This is a genomic window from Thiobacillus denitrificans ATCC 25259, from assembly GCF_000012745.1.
GTDB classification, from domain to species: Bacteria; Pseudomonadota; Gammaproteobacteria; order Burkholderiales; family Thiobacillaceae; genus Thiobacillus; species Thiobacillus denitrificans_B.
Map to the genome: position 1 here is coordinate 1,961,384 of NC_007404.1, position 22,698 is coordinate 1,984,081.

Annotated in this window: 19 protein-coding genes; 3 read left to right on the forward strand and 16 right to left on the reverse strand. The window is 61.5% G+C overall.

What is annotated here, in order from left to right:
* Positions 1-253 precede the first annotated feature (253 nt).
* The 3 genes from thiO (at position 254) to TBD_RS09370 (ending at position 3,555) form a co-directional block, all read left to right on the forward strand.
* Complete coding sequence (gene thiO / locus TBD_RS09360; protein ID WP_425314935.1) at positions 254-1,318, forward strand: glycine oxidase ThiO; 1,065 nt, start codon at positions 254-256, stop codon at positions 1,316-1,318.
* A 149-nt stretch (positions 1,319-1,467) separates the two neighbouring features.
* Positions 1,468-2,418 carry a mitochondrial fission ELM1 family protein gene (locus tag TBD_RS09365; RefSeq protein WP_041433128.1) on the forward strand — a complete coding sequence of 317 codons (951 nt, stop codon included), beginning with the start codon at positions 1,468-1,470 and terminating at the stop codon, positions 2,416-2,418.
* Positions 2,419-2,424: 6 nt separating this feature from the next.
* A complete protein-coding gene (locus TBD_RS09370; protein WP_011312380.1) occupies positions 2,425-3,555 on the forward strand; it encodes a glycosyltransferase family 4 protein in 1,131 nt (376 codons plus the stop codon).
* Here TBD_RS09370 and TBD_RS09375 read toward each other — a convergent pair.
* The 16 genes from TBD_RS09375 to TBD_RS09450 form a co-directional block, all read right to left on the reverse strand.
* Positions 3,552-4,619: a glycosyltransferase family 10 domain-containing protein gene (locus TBD_RS09375; RefSeq protein ID WP_011312381.1), complete on the reverse strand. Its 1,068-nt coding sequence runs from the start codon at positions 4,617-4,619 to the stop codon at positions 3,552-3,554. The two genes, TBD_RS09370 and TBD_RS09375, sit on opposite strands and share 4 nt — an antisense overlap.
* Positions 4,619-5,710, reverse strand: coding sequence for a glycosyltransferase family 9 protein (locus TBD_RS09380; RefSeq protein WP_238376443.1), 1,092 nt, complete (start codon positions 5,708-5,710; stop codon positions 4,619-4,621). Before TBD_RS09380 ends, TBD_RS09375 begins: the two co-directional genes overlap by 1 nt.
* Complete coding sequence (locus TBD_RS09385) at positions 5,707-7,551, reverse strand: polysaccharide biosynthesis protein (protein ID WP_011312383.1); 1,845 nt, start codon at positions 7,549-7,551, stop codon at positions 5,707-5,709. Before TBD_RS09385 ends, TBD_RS09380 begins: the two co-directional genes overlap by 4 nt.
* On the reverse strand, positions 7,541-8,494 hold the full coding sequence (locus TBD_RS09390; RefSeq protein ID WP_238376444.1) for an MraY family glycosyltransferase: 954 nt from the start codon (positions 8,492-8,494) through the stop codon (positions 7,541-7,543). The genes TBD_RS09385 and TBD_RS09390 overlap by 11 nt, the downstream gene beginning before the upstream one ends.
* 5 nt (positions 8,495-8,499) lie before the next feature.
* On the reverse strand, positions 8,500-9,420 hold the full coding sequence (locus TBD_RS09395) for a UDP-glucose 4-epimerase family protein (RefSeq protein ID WP_011312385.1): 921 nt from the start codon (positions 9,418-9,420) through the stop codon (positions 8,500-8,502).
* A complete protein-coding gene (locus TBD_RS09400) occupies positions 9,417-10,166 on the reverse strand; it encodes a glycosyltransferase family 2 protein (protein ID WP_011312386.1) in 750 nt (249 codons plus the stop codon). Before TBD_RS09400 ends, TBD_RS09395 begins: the two co-directional genes overlap by 4 nt.
* Positions 10,163-10,888, reverse strand: coding sequence for a glycosyltransferase family 2 protein (locus TBD_RS09405; protein WP_011312387.1), 726 nt, complete (start codon positions 10,886-10,888; stop codon positions 10,163-10,165). Before TBD_RS09405 ends, TBD_RS09400 begins: the two co-directional genes overlap by 4 nt.
* A gap of 446 nt (positions 10,889-11,334) precedes the next feature.
* Complete coding sequence (locus TBD_RS09410; RefSeq protein ID WP_011312388.1) at positions 11,335-13,098, reverse strand: thiamine pyrophosphate-binding protein; 1,764 nt, start codon at positions 13,096-13,098, stop codon at positions 11,335-11,337.
* Positions 13,099-13,139: 41 nt separating this feature from the next.
* Positions 13,140-13,868, reverse strand: coding sequence for an ABC transporter ATP-binding protein (locus TBD_RS09415; RefSeq protein WP_011312389.1), 729 nt, complete (start codon positions 13,866-13,868; stop codon positions 13,140-13,142).
* Between the two features lie 2 nt (positions 13,869-13,870).
* Complete coding sequence (locus tag TBD_RS09420) at positions 13,871-14,686, reverse strand: ABC transporter permease (protein ID WP_011312390.1); 816 nt, start codon at positions 14,684-14,686, stop codon at positions 13,871-13,873.
* Positions 14,687-14,718: 32 nt separating this feature from the next.
* A complete protein-coding gene (gene rfbH / locus TBD_RS09425) occupies positions 14,719-16,041 on the reverse strand; it encodes a lipopolysaccharide biosynthesis protein RfbH (RefSeq protein WP_011312391.1) in 1,323 nt (440 codons plus the stop codon).
* A 24-nt stretch (positions 16,042-16,065) separates the two neighbouring features.
* On the reverse strand, positions 16,066-17,133 hold the full coding sequence (gene rfbG, locus TBD_RS09430) for a CDP-glucose 4,6-dehydratase (RefSeq protein ID WP_041432646.1): 1,068 nt from the start codon (positions 17,131-17,133) through the stop codon (positions 16,066-16,068).
* On the reverse strand, positions 17,127-17,894 hold the full coding sequence (gene rfbF, locus TBD_RS09435) for a glucose-1-phosphate cytidylyltransferase (protein WP_041433133.1): 768 nt from the start codon (positions 17,892-17,894) through the stop codon (positions 17,127-17,129). Before rfbF ends, rfbG begins: the two co-directional genes overlap by 7 nt.
* A 95-nt stretch (positions 17,895-17,989) precedes the next feature.
* Positions 17,990-20,590 (reverse strand): glycosyltransferase family 2 protein, encoded by a 2,601-nt coding sequence (locus TBD_RS09440; RefSeq protein ID WP_148203036.1) that lies wholly within the window; start codon positions 20,588-20,590, stop codon positions 17,990-17,992.
* A gap of 7 nt (positions 20,591-20,597) precedes the next feature.
* On the reverse strand, positions 20,598-21,725 hold the full coding sequence (locus TBD_RS09445; RefSeq protein WP_041432650.1) for a hypothetical protein: 1,128 nt from the start codon (positions 21,723-21,725) through the stop codon (positions 20,598-20,600).
* The gene (locus TBD_RS09450) at positions 21,716-22,696 is read right to left on the reverse strand and encodes an NAD-dependent epimerase/dehydratase family protein (RefSeq protein ID WP_011312396.1); all 981 of its coding nucleotides are present in this window, start codon (positions 22,694-22,696) and stop codon (positions 21,716-21,718) included. Before TBD_RS09450 ends, TBD_RS09445 begins: the two co-directional genes overlap by 10 nt.
* Between the last annotated feature and the right edge of the window lie 2 nt (positions 22,697-22,698).

The window sequence follows — 22,698 nt, forward strand, 5'->3', positions numbered from 1 at the left end:
CACGGATAACCGATGGCCGGCGTCTTTGGCCCGCCAAGCGGGTAATCGGCGCCGCATTCCGCTCGCCTGGGTTGCGCTAACCGGTTATTACGGCGCATCGGCTGGATTCTGTAGCGCGCCTATCGAGCGCGAACATCGCCGGGGTGGACAATCCCCTCTAAAATTGCGCGGTGAACAAAAACGGCTTTTACGCTCCAGAAGGGAACGCTGCTTGACCGGCCGCACGCTCGTGGTCGGTGCCGGGGTGTCCGGCTTGGCTGTCGCACTGGCCCTGTTGCAGCGCGGGCACAAGGTGACCCTGCTGGAGCGCGGCACGGCCGGGGCAGAGTCGTCGTGGGCGGGCGGCGGCATACTCTCGCCCCTGCTGCCGTGGGATTATCCCGACCCCGTTTCCTCCCTCGCCTTGCGTGCGATGGGCGGCTACGCCGGCTGGGTGGACAACATCGAGGCGACATCCGGGCACGATGCCGAATTGTGGCGCTGTGGCATGCTCGCACTCGACGTGCCGTTCCCCGACGAGGCGCTGCGCTGGTGTAGCGCCCACGGGATAAGGGGGGAGCCGGGCTGCCCGGAGATGCAGAACCTCGAGCGCGATGTCTGCACGGGAAATCCGCTCTGGCTCCCCGGCATCGCCCAAGTACGTAATCCCCGGCTGGTGGCCGCGCTGCAGGCTGCGGTGACCAGAACCGGTGGCACGATCCGCGAACACTGCCCGGCAGTCGGCGTGGTGCGTGATGGCCGACGCGTCACGGCGATACGGACTGAAGCGGAAACACTGGCGGCTGACAGCGTCGTGCTGGCGACCGGTGCCTGGTCCGGGCTGGGACTCGAGGGCTTGGCCCCCATGCCGCAGGTACGCCCGATCCGCGGCCAGATGCTGCTCTTCAAGCTCACCCCAGGCGCGCTCGAAACCATCCTCTATCGCAACGGGCTCTATCTGATTCCCCGCCGTGACGGCCACGTGCTCGTCGGCAGCACGGTCGAGGACGTCGGCTTCGACAAGTCGACCGACGCGGCGACGCGCGCCCGACTGCACGCCGAGGCGGCGGAACTCCTGCCGGCGCTGCGGCGTGTCGAGCCGATCCGCCACTGGGCCGGGCTGCGCCCGGGCTCGCCGGACAATATCCCGATCATCGACCGGCACCCGGATTACGACAATGTCTTCGTCAACACGGGGCATTACCGCTACGGGGTGACGCTGGCGCCGGCTTCGGCCGAACTGTTGGTCGACCTGATGGAAGGTCGCACGCCAGCGCTCGACCCCGCGCCCTATCGCTGGCACGCGGCACTCGCGCGCGAATGGCACAGAACGCTGTAGCGCCTGGCGGCAGGCCGCGAACCAGTTGGTTTACACTCGGCGCCACATGAAGTTTCTCACTGCTGCGATGTCTAATCCCCTCCGGAACCGGTCGTGCGACAGGAGTGCCGCATCGAATGCGCGAACGCATCGCGCGACAAGGTCGACCTTTGACTGAGGCGACTCGGACACATCCTCTGGTCGTCTGGGTCATCAACGACGGCAAGCCGGGGCACGTGAACCAGTCGCTCGGACTGGCCGAAGCGCTGGCGCGCGCAAGCCCGACGGATATCCGCACCTTCCCGGCGCTCGCACCGTGGCGCGCGTGGCTCGCCTGGCTTTCGAAACGCGCGCCGCATGGCAAGGAGCCGCGGCCGGATCTGATCGTCGGCGCCGGCCACGCCACCCACCTGACGCTGCTCGCCCTGCGCCGTGCACGCGGGGGGCGCGCCGTCGTGCTGATGAAGCCGAGCCTGCCGCGTCGCGCGTTCGACCTGTGCATTATTCCGGAGCACGACGGTGTTGAACCCGATGCGCACACGCTCGTGACCGAGGGCGCGCTGAACCGTATCCGGCCGCCCGCACTGCGCACGACCGAGACCGCGACGCGGGGGCTGCTGCTGATCGGAGGCGTTTCGACCCATTTCACCTGGGACAGCGACGCGATCCTGCTGCAGATCCAGAGCATCACCGCGCGCACGCCGGCGATCCAGTGGACGCTCACGACATCGCGCCGTACGCCCGAAGATTTCCTCGCGCAGTTGCCGAAGACGGCCCCGAACCTGACGGTCGTCCCCCATACAGCTACCCCACCCGACTGGCTGCCCGCGCAACTCGCGCGCTGCGACAACGTCTGGGTCACGCCCGACAGTGCATCGATGGTGTTCGAAGCCTTGACCGCCGGCGCGGACGTCGGCGTCTTCGACCTGCCGGTCAACCCGAAGAGCCGCGTCGCCTGGGCGATCGCGCGTCTCGCCGACGCGGGGCGCGTGACGCGCTTTACCGCCTGGTGCGCGCAGGAAACCCCTTACCCCGCGTTGCGCCGCAAAACGAACCCGCCGCTGGCCGAGGCCGACCGGTGCGCCGCCTGGATACTCGACTGGCTCGGCGCCAAGCACTAGGAACCCATGTCTGAAGAAAAAAAACTGACCGTACTGCAACTGCTTCCCGCGCTCGAATCCGGGGGCGTCGAGCGCGGGACCGTCGAAATCGCGCAGGCGCTGGTCGAACACGGCCACCGCGCGCTCGTCATGTCCGCCGGTGGGCGCCTCGTCGCCCCGCTGACGCAGGCGGGTGCTCTGCATTTCACCTGGCCGATCGGCGTCAAGTCGGTGCGAACGCTCGCGCTCGTCTCGCGCCTGAGAAAATTCCTGAGCGAACAAAAGGTCGACGTCGTCCACGCGCGCTCGCGCGTCCCGGCCTGGATCGCTTGGCTCGCCTGGCGCCGCATGGACCCGTCGACGCGGCCGCGCTTCGTCACGACCGTACACGGTCTCTACGGCGTCAACCGCTACAGCGCGATCATGGCGCGCGGCGAGCGCGTGATCGCAGTCTCCAACACGGTGCGCGACTACATCCTGCGCGAATATCCCAAGACCCTGCCGTGGCGCGTCGACGTCATCCACCGCGGCGTCGACGGCGCGCTCTATCCCCATGGCTGGAAACCCGATGCCGGCTGGCACGCTGCATTCTTCGGTCAGTTCCCGAATGCGGCGGGCAAGCTGCTGCTCACCCTGCCCGGTCGCATCACGCGCCTCAAGGGACATGAGTCCTTCATCGAACTCGTCGCCCGGCTGAAGCGCCGCGGACTGCCCGTGCATGGCCTGATCGTCGGCGGCGCGGCAGCGTCCAAGCAGCGTTATTTGCAGAAGTTGCGCTACCGCGTGCGCAGCATGGGGCTCGAAGCCGACATCAGTTTCACGGGCCAGCGCGACGACCTGAAAAACATCCTTGCTATGTCGAACCTCGTGCTCTCTCTGTCGACCCAGCCCGAATCCTTCGGCCGCACGACGCTCGAAGCGCTGCGGCTCGGCGTGCCGACCGCGGGCTTCGATCACGGCGGCGTAGGGGAAATCCTGCGTACGGTCTATCCGGCCGGCTTGCTGCCGATGGACCGCATCGACGAGGCCTGCCAGCGCATCGCGCACCTGCTGCAGGAGCCCGACGCGGTGCCTGAGGGCGACTTCTTTCCGTTGAAGGCGATGATCGAGCGCACGCTCGCGCTCTACGAACAGCTCGCGCGGGCGCCGCGGCGTTAGCTTCGCCCGCGCAGCGCCGCGGGCAGATGCAGCAACCGCCCGCGCAGCTTGCCGTACAGGTCGCGCAAGGCGACGACCGGGCTCGACAGCCGCAACGCCCGCCGCGACAAGATATTCGCGCCACATTCGATGGCCGTGTCCGGACGATGAAGACGCGCGATCGCGCGGGCCATCACAGCGAAGAAGTTATGCTCGAACATCACGCGTCGCCTCGCTTCGAGCAGGGCCGGAAGGCGTTTGCCGTACTCGTCGTTGGCGATCGCGCTGCGAATGGTGTGCAGCGCCCCGGCCGGGTCGTCGATGTCGATGCGGATGAAGCTCTCGTGCGGAAAGTATTCCTCGGCGTTCGGGCAGCCGTAATAGAACGGCAGCGTCAGCCCGAGAAAGGGGTCGGCGAGCTTCTCCGTCCAGTGGTGCACGCCGACAAAATTTTCAATTGCGACGTGGTAGCGGTAGCTGCGCAGGCAGTCTGCCTTGTCGTCGAGCGCACGCGCAGTCCCCCGGCCGAACACGTCGAGCTCGGGCATGTGCGCGACGAGCCAATGCATGAAGCGCGCGCGACGATGATGCAGGGTATGGCGCATGGCCTTGGGCGAATAGACCATCGAGGTGTCGCGCGTTTTCTCCGCCGGCGGATGCTCCAGCATATGGTCGAACGACTCGGTCTCGTCGCGCCCGATCCCGTAGAACCAGTGCAGCGCCGGCTGCCCGAACATCCGCTGGCCATGCGGCAGCGCCCAGTCGGGCTGACTCGTGAGCACTGCGCCGAACTGGGCCGTGAAGTCGTCGCCGTAGATCTTCACCGAGGACGGCTCGGTCGTCACGAGCAATGTATGCGCGCGCGGACACGCAAGTTCCTCGAACGTGGTCTTCTTCGCTTCGCCCGGACGGGCGGGTAGATCGTCGTAGACGACCAGCCAGTCGTAATCGCGCGCATCGCGCTCGAAGACGAATTCGCAGCCCTCCCAGGCCGGGGTGGCGTGCGGCAGCTGGTGCAGCCACGCCGCCGCAGGCAGGCTGCTCAAAACCTTCACGCGCAGCGGCGGAGCAGGCTTCGGCGCCATCAGAAGCTGCGCAGGCCTTCCGGCCAGTCGCGACCGGCAGCGAGTTCGCCTGCGTCGAGCTCAGGCATGCGCGCCGCGATCCAGGCTGGCGTAATAGTCTTCATGCACGCATGAAAGTCGGGGTTGCGGCAGGTCTTGGCGTAGCAGTTGATGCAGGGCAGCACGGCCTGCACGGCGACGGTGCCGGCACCGATCGGCTTGACGCGGCGCGGGTCGGTAGGGCCGCATATGACCAGCAAGGGGCGCCCCGCGGCCGAGGCGAAATGCGCCGTGCCGGTATCATTGCCGACGATCGCCGAGGCGCCGCTGCACAGCGGCGCGATGTCGAACAACTGAAGCTGTCCGTTGAGGTTCAGCACATAGTCGCCCGCGCGCGCGATCTCCTCACATTCATCCACTTCGTCCGGCCCGCCGATCACGACGATTTTCGCGACGCCCTCGGCGTGAAGCAGGCGCGCGAGTTCCGCGAAACGCGCCGCCCCCCAGCGCTTGAGCTTCCCCGACGCGTTCGATCCCGGCAGCAGCACAACGTAGTCGCCGTCGCCGAGCCCATGCCGGGACCGCAGCGCGTCGACGGCCGCGAGCCGCTCGGGCGGCGGGTGGAGCACCGGGCGCGTCGTGCGCGCGGGTATCCCGATCGACTCGAGCACCGACTGCATCATCGGCAGCGCGTGGGCGCCCGACTTGCGGATCGCGGGTTGATGCGTGTACGGAAAACCGCCGCGATTGCCGATGCGCACGCGCGGCGCACCGCCGGTCAGCCACAGCAGCGCGAGCAGCAGGCGCGAATGATCGGAAGCCTGCAGGTCGATCACGAGGTCGTATCGCCCTTGCCGAACTTTTTTAATCCACGCGAGGCTATTGGCCCAGCGCCGCGTCTTGCTGCGCACGTCGATCGCCCAGACCTCCGAGAAGCGCGGGTCGTGCGCAAAAAGTCCGGCGCAGTTGGGCTGGGTGTTGAGATCGATTTCGGCACTGGGGAAGGCGCGCGCGACGTCCTCCATCAACGCGCTCGCGATGACCACGTCGCCGAGCGCGCTCCATTTGATGACGAGCACGCGGCGAATTTCACTGAGGTGGACGGGCTTCACGCGGATTCCGGCTGGTATTCCGGCACCCAGGTCTTGAGCTGGCGCTTGACCGTGGCCTCGTCGTAGCTATCCGGATACGCGAGCCAGTCGAGGCATTCGGCATGCCAGCCCGGGTCTGCGGGCCGCGCCTTGGCGACGCGCAGCTTCGGATGCGGGGTCGGAAGCGTCGATTCGTCGTCCGCGAGCAGCTCCTCGTAGAGCTTCTCGCCCGGGCGCAGGCCGGTGTACTCGATGCGTATGCGCGCTTCGTCCGCGCCCGACAGCCGGATCATGAGCTTCGCAAGCTCGGCGATCTTCACGGGCTCGCCCATGTCGAGCACGAAGATTTCGCCGCCTTTACCCATCAGGCCTGCCTGCAGGACGAGCTGCGCGGCTTCCGGAATCGACATGAAGTAGCGGGTGATTTCGGGATGCGTGACCGTCACCGGTCCGCCCGCTTCGATCTGCTTCTGAAACTTTGGGATGACGCTGCCCGACGATCCGAGCACGTTGCCGAACCGCACCGATACGAAACGCGTACCGGTCGGGGCATCGCCGGCGCGCTGTTGCATCGCCTGACACGCCATCTCGGCAAGGCGCTTGCTCGCACCCATCACGTTGGTCGGATTGACGGCCTTGTCGGTCGAAATCAACACGAACTTTCCGACGCCATGCACCTGCGCCGCCGCGGCGACGACCTGCGTGCCGAGCACGTTGTTCTTCACCGCTTCCCAGGCGTTGCCGTTCTCCATCAGCGGAACGTGCTTATACGCCGCGGCGTGGAAGACGATCGCCGGCCGATGCATCTCCATGACGCGATTGACCCACGCAGCGTTCTTGGCGTCGCCGATCACCGGCACGACTGCCAGTTCCGGATGGCGGCGCGGCAGCTCCTGCTCCATCGCGTACAGCGCGAGCTCGGACTGCTCGAACAGCACGAGCTTGGCCGGTGCGAAGCGCGCGATCTGCCGGCAGAGCTCGGCGCCGATCGAGCCACCCGCGCCGGTCACCATGACCACCTGCCCCGTCAGCAAGCCATGCAGGCCGCTGTCGTCGAGCTGCACGGGATCGCGTCCGAGGAGGTCGTCGAGCTCGATGCGCCGCAGGCTCGACACCGAAACGCGGCCGCCCACCAGATCTTCGAGCGAAGGAACGGTCATCACGTTGAGACCTGCGCCGGTGCACGCCTCGGTGATGCGCTTGCGGATCTCGTGCGCGGCTGAAGGCAGCGCAAGGACGACGTCGTCGACGCCCAAGCGCTTCGCGACCACCGCGGCATCGTCGAGCACGCCGAGAACCGGCACCCCCTGAACGAGCCGCCCCTGCTTCTCGCGGCTGTCGTCGAGCAGGCCAACGACATGGAAGCCCGCCGGGTTGCGCGCGAGTTCGCGGAGCAGGAAGTCGGCCGCCGAGCCCGCACCCGCCACCAGCACAGGTTTGCTGTCGGGGCGCAGCACGCTCGCGAGCCGGTGCTCCTTCCACGCGCGGTAGGCGAGCCGGCTGCCGCCCATCACCATGACCAGCAGCAGCGGGTCGAGAATCAGCACCGAACGCGGAACGATGGCGTGGACGCGAAAGAGCACCAACGCAACAGGGATCAGCAGCGCCGCTAGGCCCGCAGCGAGCACGATACGCTTGAGGTCGGGCAAGCTCGCGAAGCGCCAGATACCGCGATACAGGCCGAAGCGCCAGAATACGACGGCTTGCAGCGGCACAACCCAGATCAGCGTCGCGAGCGCGGCGGTCTCGAACTCCGGCGGCACGTCGAGATTGAAGCGCAGCCAGTAGGCGCCAAGCCAGGCGAACGCCGCCACCAGGATGTCGTAGACGATGATGACGAGGGTGCGCGAATTAAACTTCATTACGGGCCAGACGCCAGCGCCGGTCGATGGCAAAAAAAATCAGCAGGTAGATTGCGGCCGACAGTATAAGCAGCGCGGTCGCCTGTTGCGGAAACGACCGCAGCAAAAATCCCAGCGCGGCCATCGCGAGCATCAGGCCCCACGCCGCCACGGCGAGCTGGCGATGCGACGCGCCGAGCAACACCACGCGCTGGTAATAGTGGGAACGATGCGCGCGCCAGACCTTTTCGCCTCGCGACGCTCGCCGGGCGAGCGTCGCGGTCGCGTCGACGATGAAGGGCGAGAACACGATCAGCGGAAACGCCCACGGCCATACCCCCTGCCGCGCGCCGAGTATCCCGAGTGTGGCCGCCATGAAACCGAGCGGGATCGACCCGGCGTCGCCCATGAAGAGCCGTGCCGGCGGAAAATTGAAGCGCAGGAAGGCCAAGGCCGCGGCAGCCGGCGCGGCACAGAACGCAGCCAGTACGGGCGCGTCGCCGAGCCACGCCGCCAGGGCGAGCGCACCGAAGCCAATGACGGCCATGCCCCCGGCCAGTCCATCGGCGCCGTCCATGAAATTGTAAAGATTGGTCATCCACACGACTGCGAGCGTACCCGCGAGCAAACTCCATCCGGACAAACCCAGAGTCAGCAGGCAAGCCGCCGCGGCAACGAAGTGCGCCAGGAAACGTACGTACACGGGTAGCCCGCGTACATCGTCCGCGAGCGACAGCCCGGCCAATGCCGTGGCCCCGAGAAGTATCGGAAGCAAAGCCGCGTCGGCAAGCCACAGGCCCGCGACTATTACCCCTGCCATGATGCCGAGTCCACCGATCCGCGGGGTCGGGGTCGCGTGTAGCGAGCGTGCATTGGGGTGATCCATGGGCAGGACATGACGGCGCTTCAGTAGCCCCCCGAGCGTAAGCCAGCTCGCGGCAAAGGCCGCAAGGACAGCGAGCATGCCCATCATCGGGCGACCGTCGCGGCCAGCCCGTCCGCCATCGAATACGGCGGCGTCCAACCGAGGCGCTCCCGGATCAGCGAGGCATCTACCCAAAGCGAGCCGGTCAGCCGATCTACGGCCGAGCGCTTGCCGACGATGGCTCCAGCGAGCATCAGCGCACGAGCCGGTACCGGGATCAGACGCGCAGGCCGTCCCAGGGCTCGTGCCACCGCGCGCACCAGCTCGGGCGTCGAAACGGGTTGGCCGTCGTCGATCAGAAAGGTCTGTCCGGCTGCGGCCGGATGCTCGATACAGAGCCGGATCGCATCGACGAAATTGCCGAGATACAGCAGGCTGCGCCGGTTTTCGATCGCACCGAGCGGCAGCGGCCAGCCGCGCTCGACGGTATCCAGCAGACGCCTGAAATTCGCCTTCACGCCCGGTCCGTAAACCAGCGGGGGCCGCAGGATAACGACCTCCAGCCCTGTCTCCCGCGCGATCCGCCAGAGTCCCTGCTCCGCCTCCCATTTCGAGATCGCGTACGCGTCTTCCGGCGCAGGCGTATCCGTTTCGCAATAGGCGGCGTCCCGCCCTTCGCCATTAACCTTGATCGTGCTAATGAAGAGGAAGCGCTTTACGCCGACCTCTGCAGCCTGGCGGGCGAGGTTGAGCGTCGCGTCGGTGTTGATGGCGCGGTAGAGTGCATGCGGATCAGTCGGAATGTCGTGCATCACGTGAACGCGGGCGGCGAGGTGGACGACGGCGTCGCAGCCGGCGAGCGCCGCTGACCATTCGGTGCCGCCATCGATATCGCCAACCACAAATTCACCCGCAAGCCGAGACTCTCGGCGTACGGCAGGTATCGTGACGTGCCCGCGCCGGGAGAGCTGGCTGCACAGTGCGCGTCCCACAAAGCCGGCGGCGCCTGAAGCGAGAATCCTCATCGATGCAGAAACTCGAGCAGCTTGGCCGGGTATTTCGAAAGAATCTTTGGCAGATTGGTCGGGATCCCATTCTCCCGGCAGGCGCGAAGCACCTCGCGGTTGAGCTGAAGAGTGTTGCGCCACCCGCCCGTGCTGATTCCCCCAGTCCGCATCCGGACCAGCACTTCCGGTACGTGGCGATACCACAACGTGTCGCCGTGAAACATCCGCGCCACCAGTTCGAAGTCGCCAGCGATACGGTAATCGGTCCTGAATATTCCGAATCGTTCATACAGCTCGCGTCGCAGAAAAAGTGCCGGATGTGCCGGCATCCATCCCCACGCGATGCGTTCGGGGCGAAACCGGTCCGAGCGGTAACGCCGCGTCGGACGGTCGGGCCGGCTTGAATTGACAAACTCGGCATCCCCGAACAGCGCGTCGAGCTTTTCCGTGTCCATGATCGCTGACACCCGCGCGAGCACTCCCGCATCCGCATACACATCGTCGGCATTGAGAAAACCGACGACATCTCCTGTCGCGAGACGCAGCCCCTTGTTCATCGCATCGTAAATGCCCGCGTCCGGCTCCGATATCACACGCGCGACACGCCCTGCGTGGCGACAAATGACGTCCAACGTCCCGTCCGTCGACGCGCCGTCCACCACGATGTGTTCGACGTCCGAAAGCGTCTGAGCGGCGACGGATTTTAGCGTATCGGCAATCGTACCCGCCGCGTTAAAGGCCACCGTGATGGTGCTGATTTTCATGCGTCTGACCGCTCCGTCACAATTGACCGGGGACGGCGCGTAAACAAGTGCCGCACCATGTCCACGCGCCAGCGCAACCGCGTGCCGAGCGGCACGTTAGAACGCGTGGCCGCCGGGCTAGCGTTACCACCATGCCGACGGTACAGCGACAGTGTTTCATTAAGGAAATGCACTCGTCCCATGCGCTCGGCAACCAAGCCGATCCACCAGTCGTGCATCGCGATGCCCTCGGGAAAGGGCAACGCGGCCTCTAGAACCGAGCGCTGCATCGCCATGCAGCAACCCAGATAACCGTTTTTAGCAAGGTTCCGAAACAACCCGACGCCCGACCCGTTGAGGCGAAAAAAGGATGGATGCAGTTCGTTGAGCGCGTCGTCGACTACCCGACAATCGGTCACGACGAGGTTCGTCTCATGCAATGCTCGTAAGACTCGTTGCACCTTGTCGGGCAGCCAGATGTCGTCCTGATCGCACAGAAAAATCACGTCGCCTCGTGCATGCCGCAAGGCGTGCTCAAAATTACGGACGACGCCAACTCGCGAGCTTTCGAGCCAGAGAATCCTTGGATCTCCAATGCCTTTCACCACCTCGCGTGTGGCGTCGGTCGATCCATCGTCAGCTACGATTACTTCGTCATCCGCCGCCAACTGAGGCAGAACGCTCTGCAACTGCGCCAAGACGTAGCGGGCGCCATTGTATGTGGCGACGCACACGGAAATCATTTCTCGGCGACCGGCGTGCGGAGGCGCGGACACGCGAGCGAAGCGCGTCTGGTGTGTCTTGCTTGCTTCAGAAGCCGATTTAACGTCCTCATGACGGTTGTCGTAACATAGGAACGGTGTTGCTCGGGCTCAAGGATGTTCAAGCCTTTGCCGAAGCGATTGCAGTCGGCATCCGGCACCGCGCGAAGGAACGCCGATAAGTCCCGGCGGCTGAGATTCAGGGACACCTTGCGCTAATGTTCCCCATGCTCCGAGTCTTCCGGTATCCAGCTGGAAAAACCCGGCATTCCGCATCAGGTCTGGATGTTTGTCCGGCCGAAAAGGCGGCGGTCCGGCAACGCGCGTGGTCGCGTTACTCCAAATCGACTTGCCGCCCCACGCAGATCGGCGGCAACGATACCATCGAAGCGCTCTCTTCGCCACGCAACTTCGACTTGTCCAGAGGCTCAAAGGTAGCGGCCTACCGTCTCGTAGAGTTCTTCATCGAGATCTGGCGTCATCCTGTGAAGTGGGTTGGATTCCATACTCCCGGCGTCGGTCACGCGACTGGTGATCTTTGGAAAATAGGTCTGTTCAGGGTCAATCGCCACCAAAAATGCTGCCACACCAAAAGAGTTAAAGAGGTTAGAGAAATCCCCGTTTTCCTCAAAACCAGGCCCGATGCGTAGACAGGGTATCCCGTAGGCGGCAAAAAGAGCGTCCCAATTGGGAAGTCCGAGTCCGGTCAAACGGTCGCAGCCGACGTAATGTCCGCCGAAATAATTGCGCTGAGTCATACGAATGGAGGCGTATCCCCCGTCTTCGAAAATGAAAATTTTCATATTCAGTTTGTTTATGGCCACAGTGCCCAACTCTTGCAAATTCTGGGCAAATCCTCCGTCGCCCTCGACAAGAATCACCCGCCTATCCGGATGGGCGAACGCCACGCCAATGGCCCCGCTGAGTCCATAGCCCATCGAGGCCAATCCCTTGTCGGTGATGATGACCTGCCCTCTTTTCTGATCGAATGCTTGCATCATTACCGTAAAAGCGCCACCGCTGCTACACGGGATCACGACGTCGTTCGCACCACTCATGCGTGACAGCTGCTGCACGAAGACGTAGGGACAGATATAGCCTTCTCTCGTTGTATTCCTCTGGTCTACGATCGGCAATTTCTCGCGCACTACACGGCAGTATTCGCCCCAGTCCGAATGGTCTCCCAGTTCATAGTTTGAAAGAGACTTCAGCACGGTATTTGCATCGGCGAGCAAAGCAATGTCGACTCGCGGATGCCCCTTGGTCAATTCTGCGGCATCACAATCAACCTGCACCACGCGCCCTTTCGGCGCGAATTGCTTCCAGTTAAATCCGGTTTGTTGCAGTCCCAAGCGCGTGCCCAAGGCGACGATCAGATCGGATTGCTGCAACAACAAGTTGCTGTACCGTTGCCCCCACGTATTAGGGCGGCCAAAATACATAGGATGGTCAAAGCCGAGGCGATCTGCGCCGTTCCAGGTGGTGGTGATCGGCACACCCATGTCGGCAAGGCCGTCGTAGAGTGTTTCGGTGATTGATCGGTGCACGCCACCACCTAGTAACAGCATGGGACGTTTGGCAGCACGGATCTCCTCGACAATTCCTTGCAAAACTGATTCATCCAGACACGGCAGCGCCGCTTCGGTGGTGGTCGACTCAGGGCCGCTCAGGTTCCCCGGGTCAACTTCGCGTCCCTGGACGTCCAGTGGAATCTCGATGAACACGGGACCTTTCCGGCCTTCTGCCCCGTCCTGCACGTACCGTGAGAACGTCTGGCGGTCCGCAACATCATCCAGCAGGATTGCGTGACGCGTGATCGGCCGGACGATATCCACACCCGCGATCTCTTGTATGCCTTTCTGGCGCAGCGTGTTCCGGCTCAGGTCCTCAGTCTTAACCTGCCCGCCAATGACCAGTAGCTCGCGACTCTCGAGCCATGCACCACCTATCGCCGTAACAATGTTAGTGAGCCCGGGCCCGGCAGTCACAAGAGCAAACGCGCGCTCAGTGCGGCTACTTTCATTGAAGTACTCAGTTGCAATGCCTGCTGCGACTTCATGAACAACGGGAATGCATGTGAAGCGCTTACTCGCGCTCGCCACCATGTGCATGATGTTGCCTCCCGCTACGAAGAAGCAGTGTGTAAAACCCATATCTTTAAGCCAATCGGCCATTACATCGCTATAGCGCATTCATTTCTCCAATTCATCAAAAACCCAATCCACCCACGGCGCTATTGCGGGTGATCCAGCATCTGGTCCCCCTCCGAAAGCCTGCCGTGCTCCAAGCGAATGATTCGGTTACAGACGCGTTTCAGCATGGCCGTGTCGTGGGAAGCGATGACGATAATGGCTGTCCTGCTTATCAGTTCATTCAAACGCTTCGAGGCTTTTTCATTGAATTCCGCATCCCCCACACTCAGCCATTCGTCCATGAGCAGGATATCCGCATCCACCGACGTGGACACAGCGAACGCTAGACGTAAGACCATCCCGGAAGAGTAGGTCCGCAAGGGGAGGTCGAGATACTCTCCGAGGCCAGAGAATTCGGCGATCTCCGCAATCTTTGGCTGAATTTCACGCGGTCTTATCCCCATCATCAAGCCGCGCAGCACGATGTTCTCGTAACCTGTCGCATCAGTGTCAAAGCCGTTCGTGATGTCCAGTAGCGATGCAAGCCGGCCGGATATCTCGAGGCTGCCGCCAACCGGCTCGTAGACGCCATTCAACACCCGCAGCAGCGTCGTCTTACCGGCACCGTTGTGGCCAACCACCCCGATACGGTCCCCCTCGCGGAAATCAAAACTTATGTGGTCAAGTGGCCGGACCACAACTCGATGTTGGCCCTCGTGGGTAATTGCTCCGCCTGTAGCGGCGCTGAGAAACCTCTTTCGCAAGGAACGTTGGGAGGCGTCGTAGATAGGAAAATCTACGACGAGGTCGGTGGCGCGAATATGAGACACGGTCAGAGCCAGTACGCAACGCGTGAACGAAAACGCGCAAAGAATAGAAGGGTGACCGACAATCCGACCACAGTCAGTAGCGCAGTGATGCCAAAAATTTGGCCGAGTTGCCCGCCACCGAGAAGAGGCGCCCTCGTGGCTTCTAGAAGGTAATAGAAGGGATTAAAGTCAACTGCCCAGTGACGCCCTTTCAATACGTCGGAATGCCAAATCACGGGGGTCAGGTAGAACGCGATTTGCATCACATTCATTACTATTTGCGCAACATCTCGAAAACGAGTGCACAAGACCCCGAGAAACAGCCCCATCCACACTCCGTTCAGCGCAACTAACAGAATGGCGGGCAGCAAAAGAAAGGCTTCCCAGCCGATTCTCCTCGGAAAGAGCGCGAAAACCACGGCCACGATCAGTAGGTTGTGGCCGAATACGATCACATTACGCCACACAAGGCGAAGCACATGTGCCGTCAGGGGAATCGAATTGCTTTTTATCCCGGCCTCGGCACCCACGAACACAGTGCAACTCTCATTAATGATGGTGGAGATAAGCCCCCATGTCACTAGGCCGATAGCCAGATAGGGCAGGTATTGATCGAGATCGGCATGGAAGATCTGAGAATACAGCAGGCCAATCGCCGCGACCATTACCCCGGTGCTGGCCGTAATCCACATGGGACCCAGGGTTGATCGCCTATACCGTTGCCGGATATCGTGCCACCCCAGAAACCCCCAGAAATACACGGCTGCTAGGCTTTTGGCCATGTCTGAGATGGCGTCCTGTAAGCGTCTGGTAAAACTGATACTGAAGTAGTCTGTCATGTCTCAACGAGGGGGCGTCCCCCGCTTCTTTTTTAGAACCCAATTCCGAGGAACAACTCAATCTGGACCGCCATATACTCCAGCATCTCTTCGGTCAAGCCGGGGTACACACCGACCCAGAAAGTACTATTCATCACGATATCCGTATTGTTCAAAGTGCCTGCGACGCGATAATTCCGGCCAGTCATGTAGGGCTGGCGTGTGAGGTTTCCCGCAAAAAGCAGTCGCGTGCCAACTTTTCTCTCGTCCAAATACTGGAGGAGCGCGACTCGATCGAACTCGACGTCGTCTCGCAAGGTAATCGGAAACCCAAACCACGACGGATCCGATTTGGGTGTCGCCTCAGGCAGGATGAGGAATTCTTGGCACGATCTTTTCAATCGGTCCCGCAGATAGTTGAAATTTCGCTTTCTCGTCTCAATGAAATGATCCACCTGCTGTAGCTGAGCGAGCCCGCATGCCGCCTGCATGTCGGTGATCTTCAAGTTGAACCCGAGGTGCGAGTACGTGTATTTGTGATCGTAGCCAAAAGGGAGCGTGCCCAACTTCCAGCCAAAACGCTTGCCGCAGGTATTGTCCTTGCCGGGCGCACAGTAGCAGTCCCGACCCCAATCGCGGAATGACTCGATAATGGTCTTGAGTAGTCCATCGTTGGTGAATACTGCGCCGCCTTCTCCCATTGTGATGTGATGGGCAGGGTAGAAACTCAGAGTTCCAATGTCGCCGAAGGTGCCGACCTTGCGTCCGTCATAGGTAGAACCCAGCGCATCGCAGCAGTCCTCGATGAGCCAGAGATTATGCTGCTTAGCCAGTCGCGTAACTGCATCGATGTCGAACGGATTGCCCAGAGTGTGAGCAATCATGATGGCGCGGGTTTTGGGACTGATCGCGGCTTCGATCTTGGCGGGATCAATGTTGTATGTTGGGATATGCACATCCACGAACACCGGTATTAGACCGAACAGGATGCTCGGGTTGACGGTCGTCGGAAACCCTGCGGCCACCGTAATGACCTCGTCGCCAGGCCGCAATGCTCTATCTCCCAGCTTGGGTGACGTCAGCGCAGCCAGTGCCAGCAGATTGGCTGACGACCCGGAGTTCGTCGTGAGGACGTGTTTGACGCCGAGAAATTTCGCAAGCTCTAACTCGAACGCTTCGTTAAAACGGCCGGTCGTGAGCCAACCATCGAGAGCCGCCTCGGTCATGTATTGGAGCTCCAATGCGCCTATTACCTTGCCAGACGGTGGGATGACCGATTGACCCGCCGTGAACGGCTTAGAAGACATTACCTGGTCGGCGTACTGGTTTACGAGAGAAAGGATTTGTTCCTTTAACATTGCGGAAGAGGATTCCATTTCATGACTTTCTATAACGTTTTATCAGAGGTAGGCTTCGATTTGGCCAAGCGTGAACGGGCGCATGTCAGCGCCCGATCCGGCTGCCCGGTACCACTCGACTGTCTTGTCCAGGGCTTGGCCGAGCGTCCATTTCGGGTGCCACTGCAACTCGGCTCGCGCCTTCGAGCAGTCGAGGCGAAGATAATTCGCCTCATGCGCATGCTCTCCGCCTTCCAACTCCCAGCGGGCCCCCTCCCCCCAGAGAGCGGTTACTCGGTCGACGATCCAGGAGACCGGCTGCGCATCGTCATCGGCAGGACCAAAATTCCAGCCCTGTGCAAACGCGGGCCCCTGCTCGTATAAGCGCTGCGCGAGTAGCAGGTATCCGGAGAGCGGCTCCAGAACGTGCTGCCACGGACGAATGGCATGAGGATTCCGTATCCACACCGGACGCCCCACGCTAACCGCACGAACAATGTCGGGCACCAGCCGATCGGCAGCCCAGTCGCCGCCACCGATCACATTACCCGCCCGCGCCGATGCCAGGGCGACACGATGCTCCTGGTAGTTTGCCGGATTGAAATAGGAGCTGCGGTAAGCTGAAACCACAAGCTCCGCGCAGCCCTTGCTGTTGCTGTACGGATCGTATCCCCCCATCGGATCTATCTCGCGATACCCCCAGGGCCATTCGCGATTTTCGTAACTCTTGTCGCTCGTGACGATGACCACGGAACGCACTGACGGGGCTCGCCTCACGGCCTCGAGCAGATTGACCGTTCCCATCACATTCGTGGAGTACGTTTCAACGGGATGGGTATAGCTGTGACGGACCAGTGGCTGGGCCGCTAAATGGAATACGACATCGGGCCGCGATGCCGCCAATACGCGTGCCAGCTCCTCGCCCTGCCGGATGTCGCCCAGATGCGAATGCATGCCGCGGGTCACCCCGGCGGCCTCATACAGGTTGGGATCGGTGGGGGGGGGAAGCGCAAATCCCAAGACCTCCGCCCCCATGCTTTGCAGCCAAAGACAGAGCCAGCTCCCCTTGAAGCCCGTGTGACCCGTTACAAAAACCCGCTTGCCCTGCCAGAAGTCCGGGCTCGTCACCATATCTTCCACGGCGCCTTGCCCTCCTGCCAAAGCGATTCCAAATGTTGCTTGTCGCGCAGGGTGTCCATCGGCTGCCAGAAGCCGTGATGAAAATAAGCCCGGAGCTGCTTCTCGCTCGCCAGCCTTTCGAGCGGCTCCCGCTCCCAGAGCGTCGAATCGCCGCTGATATAGTCGATCACCTTCGGCGACAGCACGAAGAAGCCGCCGTTGATCCAACTGCCGTCACCATGCGGCTTCTCGCAAAAGCTCATTACGCTGCTGCCATCGAGATCGAGCGCGCCGAACCGGCCCGGAGGCTGCGTGGCAGTCACCGTAGCGAGGCAGCCGTGCGCGCGATGAAACGCCATCAGCTTGTCGATCTCCACATCGCCGACGCCATCGCCGTAGGTCATGCAGAAATCGTCGTCCCCCAGATATTCCCGGACGCGCCGGAGCCGCCCTCCCGTTTGGGTGACGTCCCCCGTGTCCACCAAGGTCACCCGCCACGGCTCCGCGTTGTTCTGATGCACCTGCATCTCGTTCCTGGACATGTCGAAAGTGATGTCCGACATATGGAGAAAGTAGTTCGCGAAATACTCCTTGATCATGTAGCCTTTGTAGCCTAGGCAGACGATGAATTCATCGATCCCATAGTGCGAATACAGCTTCATGATGTGCCATAGGATCGGCTTGCCGCCGACCTCGACCATAGGCTTGGGGCGCACGCCCGTTTCTTCGCTTAAACGGGTTCCCAGCCCGCCTGCCAATATCACTGCTTTCACTTTCACCTCGTCCGTAAATCAACATTTTCCGGAATCAAGCACCCGCCTGCGCTATACGTTCGCGATCGATAACAAGGTAGGCATCCTCGGCGCAGTCAGGGCCACAGTTCCTTATGTAGAATCTGCGCATACGTCTGCGTCAGCCGAGCACCGAGCCCAAACGACCTGGCAGTCCGCAGCTTGCGGCCGACACTATACAACCAAGGATTTCGACGGACCTTCCATATCAGGAAAAAAAACAGCCTATCCATTGCGCCGATATCCCGCCGAACGATGCAACGTTTGAGCAGGTATTGCTTGGCCTCCATCAGATCACGCGCCAGAAGCGCCAGTTTGGGCAGAAGAACCGCACCTGACTCGCAGCCCGCTATCTGCATCTGGCGCAGCCCGTCAAGACGCGAATGCCAAGTCATCATGGTTATCAGCGGAAGATTTTCTTTTGCCGCCAGATTCTGGAAATAACCGTGGAATTCCTCCATTTCGGCAACGCTTTGCAGCTGCATCGGGTCCCCGGTTTCGACGTAATGCTCCATCTGCCGCAATACCTGGAGAAACATCTCGTCGACCAGCCGAAAATGACTGCCGTCTGGGTGAGTTTCGGCGATCTCGACGAGGAAGCCCGGCCCGAGCAAACCGGCCCTCTCCGCATGGCGAGCCAGTCTGATCAACCCTGTGGTCCAGGGCCAGAAAGCGGGCTGAGAAGCCTTGTTCGTCAGCGTGCGGAATCGCTCGCCGACTTCGGATGTTTTGCGTGCTACCAGCGGATAATTGACAAATACGGTGCGCTTCCCGGCAAGCGCGCGCATGAAGCCGAAGACGTGCGAATAGATCTTGGAAACCGCGATGTAATCCGCGCTGTCAACAAATGCGCTCTTGCGCAGTACATAGCGCGACAGGAGCGCCATTGCCGTCGTCAGACCATGCCGCCGTACCAGGTCGCGATAATCGCACTCACTAAATGCGCATTCTTCACGGATAGCGCCAGGCAACTCGAAGTTATAGATGAGCTTATGCCGACGAAGATTCGCCCCGGCCTCATACTCCCTCGCATTCAACTGGTTGAACACATAGGCATCGGCCGCCCCGCCAGAACGCACAATATTGAGCAGGAGGTGAAGCGTAGGGACGACGATCTCGTCATCATCCCCTAGCAGCCAGACATACCGTCCGCGCACTTGCGGAAAGGCCCGGTTGACATTTTCTTCTGCGGAATCCACAAATTCCCGGTAATCGAGGACGCGCAGATTAGGAAGGAGATGTTTTGCCGCGCGCGCGACAGCAGGAGTACGGTCGGTGCTGGCATTCGCCGCAACCAGCACTTCGACGTCTTGCTCGTGTCCCAGTCCCGCCTCGGCGAGACCGCGTAGCTGGCGCGCCAGGTTCGGAGCCCTGTTATAGCTCGGAATCAGGATGGTGAGTACGATCGTTTCCTGATCCTCCATTTTCGCGGGCCGGCCGTCCGCATCGCCAGGCACGCCGCGCGCAAATTTGAATGGCCGCCCCTTCGGGTACAAGATCGCGGCACGTGTTGCCTCGCCGGGACTCGCGCGCCCGACAGCGAACCATGCACGTTCATTCATTTCAAGACTGTCGCGGAGGTCCTCCAGCAGTCGCCCCGCGCGCGTCGTCAGTACACCTCGCCGATCGCGATCAAGATCAAGGGCAACAAGCATGATATTCATCAATGCCGGGTGAGGAGATCGTTCGAAAAAGTCCAAGATCTCCTGACGCTGATCTCTGCTGAACTTCTCCTCGGCGTGACGGCTCTTCCGGCCAAGCGATATCTGCTCCAAGGCCATTCGGGCGATAAAGAACCCGAGCAGGCTGTTCTTGACCTGCCAGTTGCTTTTCGAGAGCTCGATTTCCTCAAACGAATGGAATGTCTCGATTGGCAGCCCAAGTCGGGACGATGCCTCGGTCAGAAGTCGAATCAGCCCGATGGTGAACGAGAAAAGTGTCAGCTGCCGCCGCTCGCTGGCGACGCGCGTGATGCGCCCGTATTCTTCAGACAGGGTGTTGGCCGTATACACTACAAGCGGCTTCGGGATCACTACCGCAGGCCTGTCATGAAAGGCGAGCATCATCGCCACGGAATGGCTGTATATCGGCGAGATACCGGACAAGCGCTGCCACTCCGCCAGCGACAGCCCCGCGCGCCGGAAGCACAGGCACGAAATGGTCGTCGTGGCCGAGACCAAGCCGAAACCTCGAAACAGATCGAGACCCCGCGCGTAGGCTATGGTCGGATATGGTGCATCGAAATATCCGTGCCTCGCCTCCTCCACCTGCGCTACCAGGTTCAGCAGGACCAAAGCCGGGCCCGCCCCTTCGAGCACTGGCAACAGGCTGGCCAAGGCCGTCTCCACCACCCGGTCGTCATCGCCGAAGGACCATACATACTCTCCCTCGGCATATTGCAGGGCGTTTTGCAGGCTTTCCTCGGCGGTCCTGCACTCACGGTCCTGATGGCGGTATTCGACGAATGCGTGACTGGCCGCGAATTGCTCCACCACACTTCGGGTGGCATCGGTGGAATAGTTGTCCACGCACGTCACGACAACGTTCCCTGCGCAGTCGGCATGCTCGATAGCGCGTACCAATGAGTTCAAGGCATCATCGAGCTTGGCCGCCCGATTGCGGGTGGGAATCAGAATTGTGAGCAGATGGTCCGTGGGCATTGTCTCGTTTTCGCTCACGCGTGAATCACGGAAAAAAACGGAGCCCACGCTGACTGATCCGCTTAAGTACTTGTCCCGCCGTCTTCAGGCCGCCCTTTTGCTGGTAGAAGGAGCGGACGATCTCAAGAACACCGCCGATCTTGAGGACGAGGTTCGTGTCGCGCAGGTAAGGCACTGCAATGGGCGTCTCGTACCGGCGCCCGTCCGCCTCTGACTGCGTCGACGCAATGAATTCCCCGAGCGCTTCGTAGAAGACATCGAAATGGTGCAGGAAATTATCTCGCGCCAAGTGGACAGTGTGTTTGGCACGGGCAATCTCGTCAGGGTCCGTGCCCCATGCGATTCCGTCCCACCCAAGCTCCTCGGCCGCGATCACCCGGTCGAAATACGGGTTGGGGAGAAAGACCACCGGGCAGCCGCACAGTAGCGCCTCGATGGCGAGGGCGCTGTTCTCGTAACAATATAAGAGCTCAGACCTGCGAAAGAGGTCCGCGATCTGTGGCTGCGTGGGCGAATCGGGGAGGTCTCGCGTGATCTCAGTGCTGTCGCGTGTGATATCGAACAATTCACCGCCATGGTGATACTTATATTTTCCCGCGTAGAAGCAGGTGCCCCGCCGCTCCTGCTCCGGGACGGGGCTAAATGTCTGCGGGTCGGACGCGGGCACGAACAGCGTCAGCCGAGCGGAAGGGATGGATCCGGCAAGATTTTCCGAATAGGCGATACAGAATTCGTCTTCGTCATACTGAAAGTCGCCGCCCAGCAAGCCGGGAAAATTAAGGACATAGCGCACCACGAAGGGCGCGTTGAAAGGATTACCGTGCACAGTTTCCGGATAGACAACGATGGGCGCCAACCCTGAAGCGAAATCATGCTCGAGGGTCGCCCTGGTTAGAACCGGCGTGATCAATTCCGGGTGCGTGGCGTACTGCGGCAAACAGTAGGGATGTGTAATGAGATAGGCACGCTCTCCCGCCCGATTGAGCGCATGGCAGAGCAGATGTAGCACCTTGATTCCGGCGGACATTCTCACATACCGGGGCGCGACGATGTAATAGGGGTGGCGGCGCCGAGGCAGCAGCCAGTCGGCACCTGCGTGGTCGTCGGCGACCGCATTCGAATTGTGCGCCATACCAGCGTTCATCAGCAGCATCCCGAGGCATCGCGAATGTAGTCTGCCGTCTTCGCGATCTGGGCATCGAGCGCCAAGGGCGCGATTTCATAGCGGGAGAGCAGTTCGTCCAGGCCAGAGAGATCACCGATGTATCGGTCCTCCGAATCTGTGTTGAGTGCGGGGCGCTCGATTGGCATCGAGGGACGATTTAGCACCGTGCGAACCCGCTCCGCAAGCTCGCCGACATCGACGACTTCAGACCCGACCGTGTCAAACCTGACTGCCTCCGTCTGCATGGATTCATCGATGAGGCAGCGCATGCAAAGCTCGAACAGGTCGCCGATGTAAAAATACGACCGCAAAACCCGCTTGTTGGCTCTCAGCCGTATCGGTCCACCCTTCAAGACGTCAACGATGATGGCCGACAAGGCGTAGGCTTCAAACTTGTTCATGCAGGGGCCACTCAGGTTAAAGATGCGCGGCGCTACCAGTCGCACGCTTCGGGCGCGGCACACCTTCTCAAATCGCGATTCATCCTCCGCCTTGAGCCTGCCATAAAGACCGGCCGCCGCGTCTCGCTTCCGTCCAAGGAGGTGATCGTAGACAGCACCGGAGGAGGCAAGCATGACGCCCGAGACATTTCCCTCCTCAACAAGGGACGCGACCATGCCTGAAATCTCCCGGTTACGCTCCACATATTCCTGATCGGAAAGCGAACCGACGCGGTCCTTGGTAAGAAACGCAAAATGGAAAAGCAAGGCAGGACGCCCGTCCAGCAGACGCGTGGCTTTGGACAATTCGCGGATGGTGACGGCAGTCCCATCCCGAAGCGCCGTCGACTGTTCTCGTGACCCATAGAGAATCACCCGTTGGGAAAACTCCTCTCCCAAGGCGCGGCGAAGCATCTCTGTGAGGGCGCGCCCCAGCCATCCGGTTGCGCCCGTGATCAGGAACACACGAGGGTCATTATTCAGTGCCGAGGAAACAGCAGAGGTGAATTCAAGTGCCATAG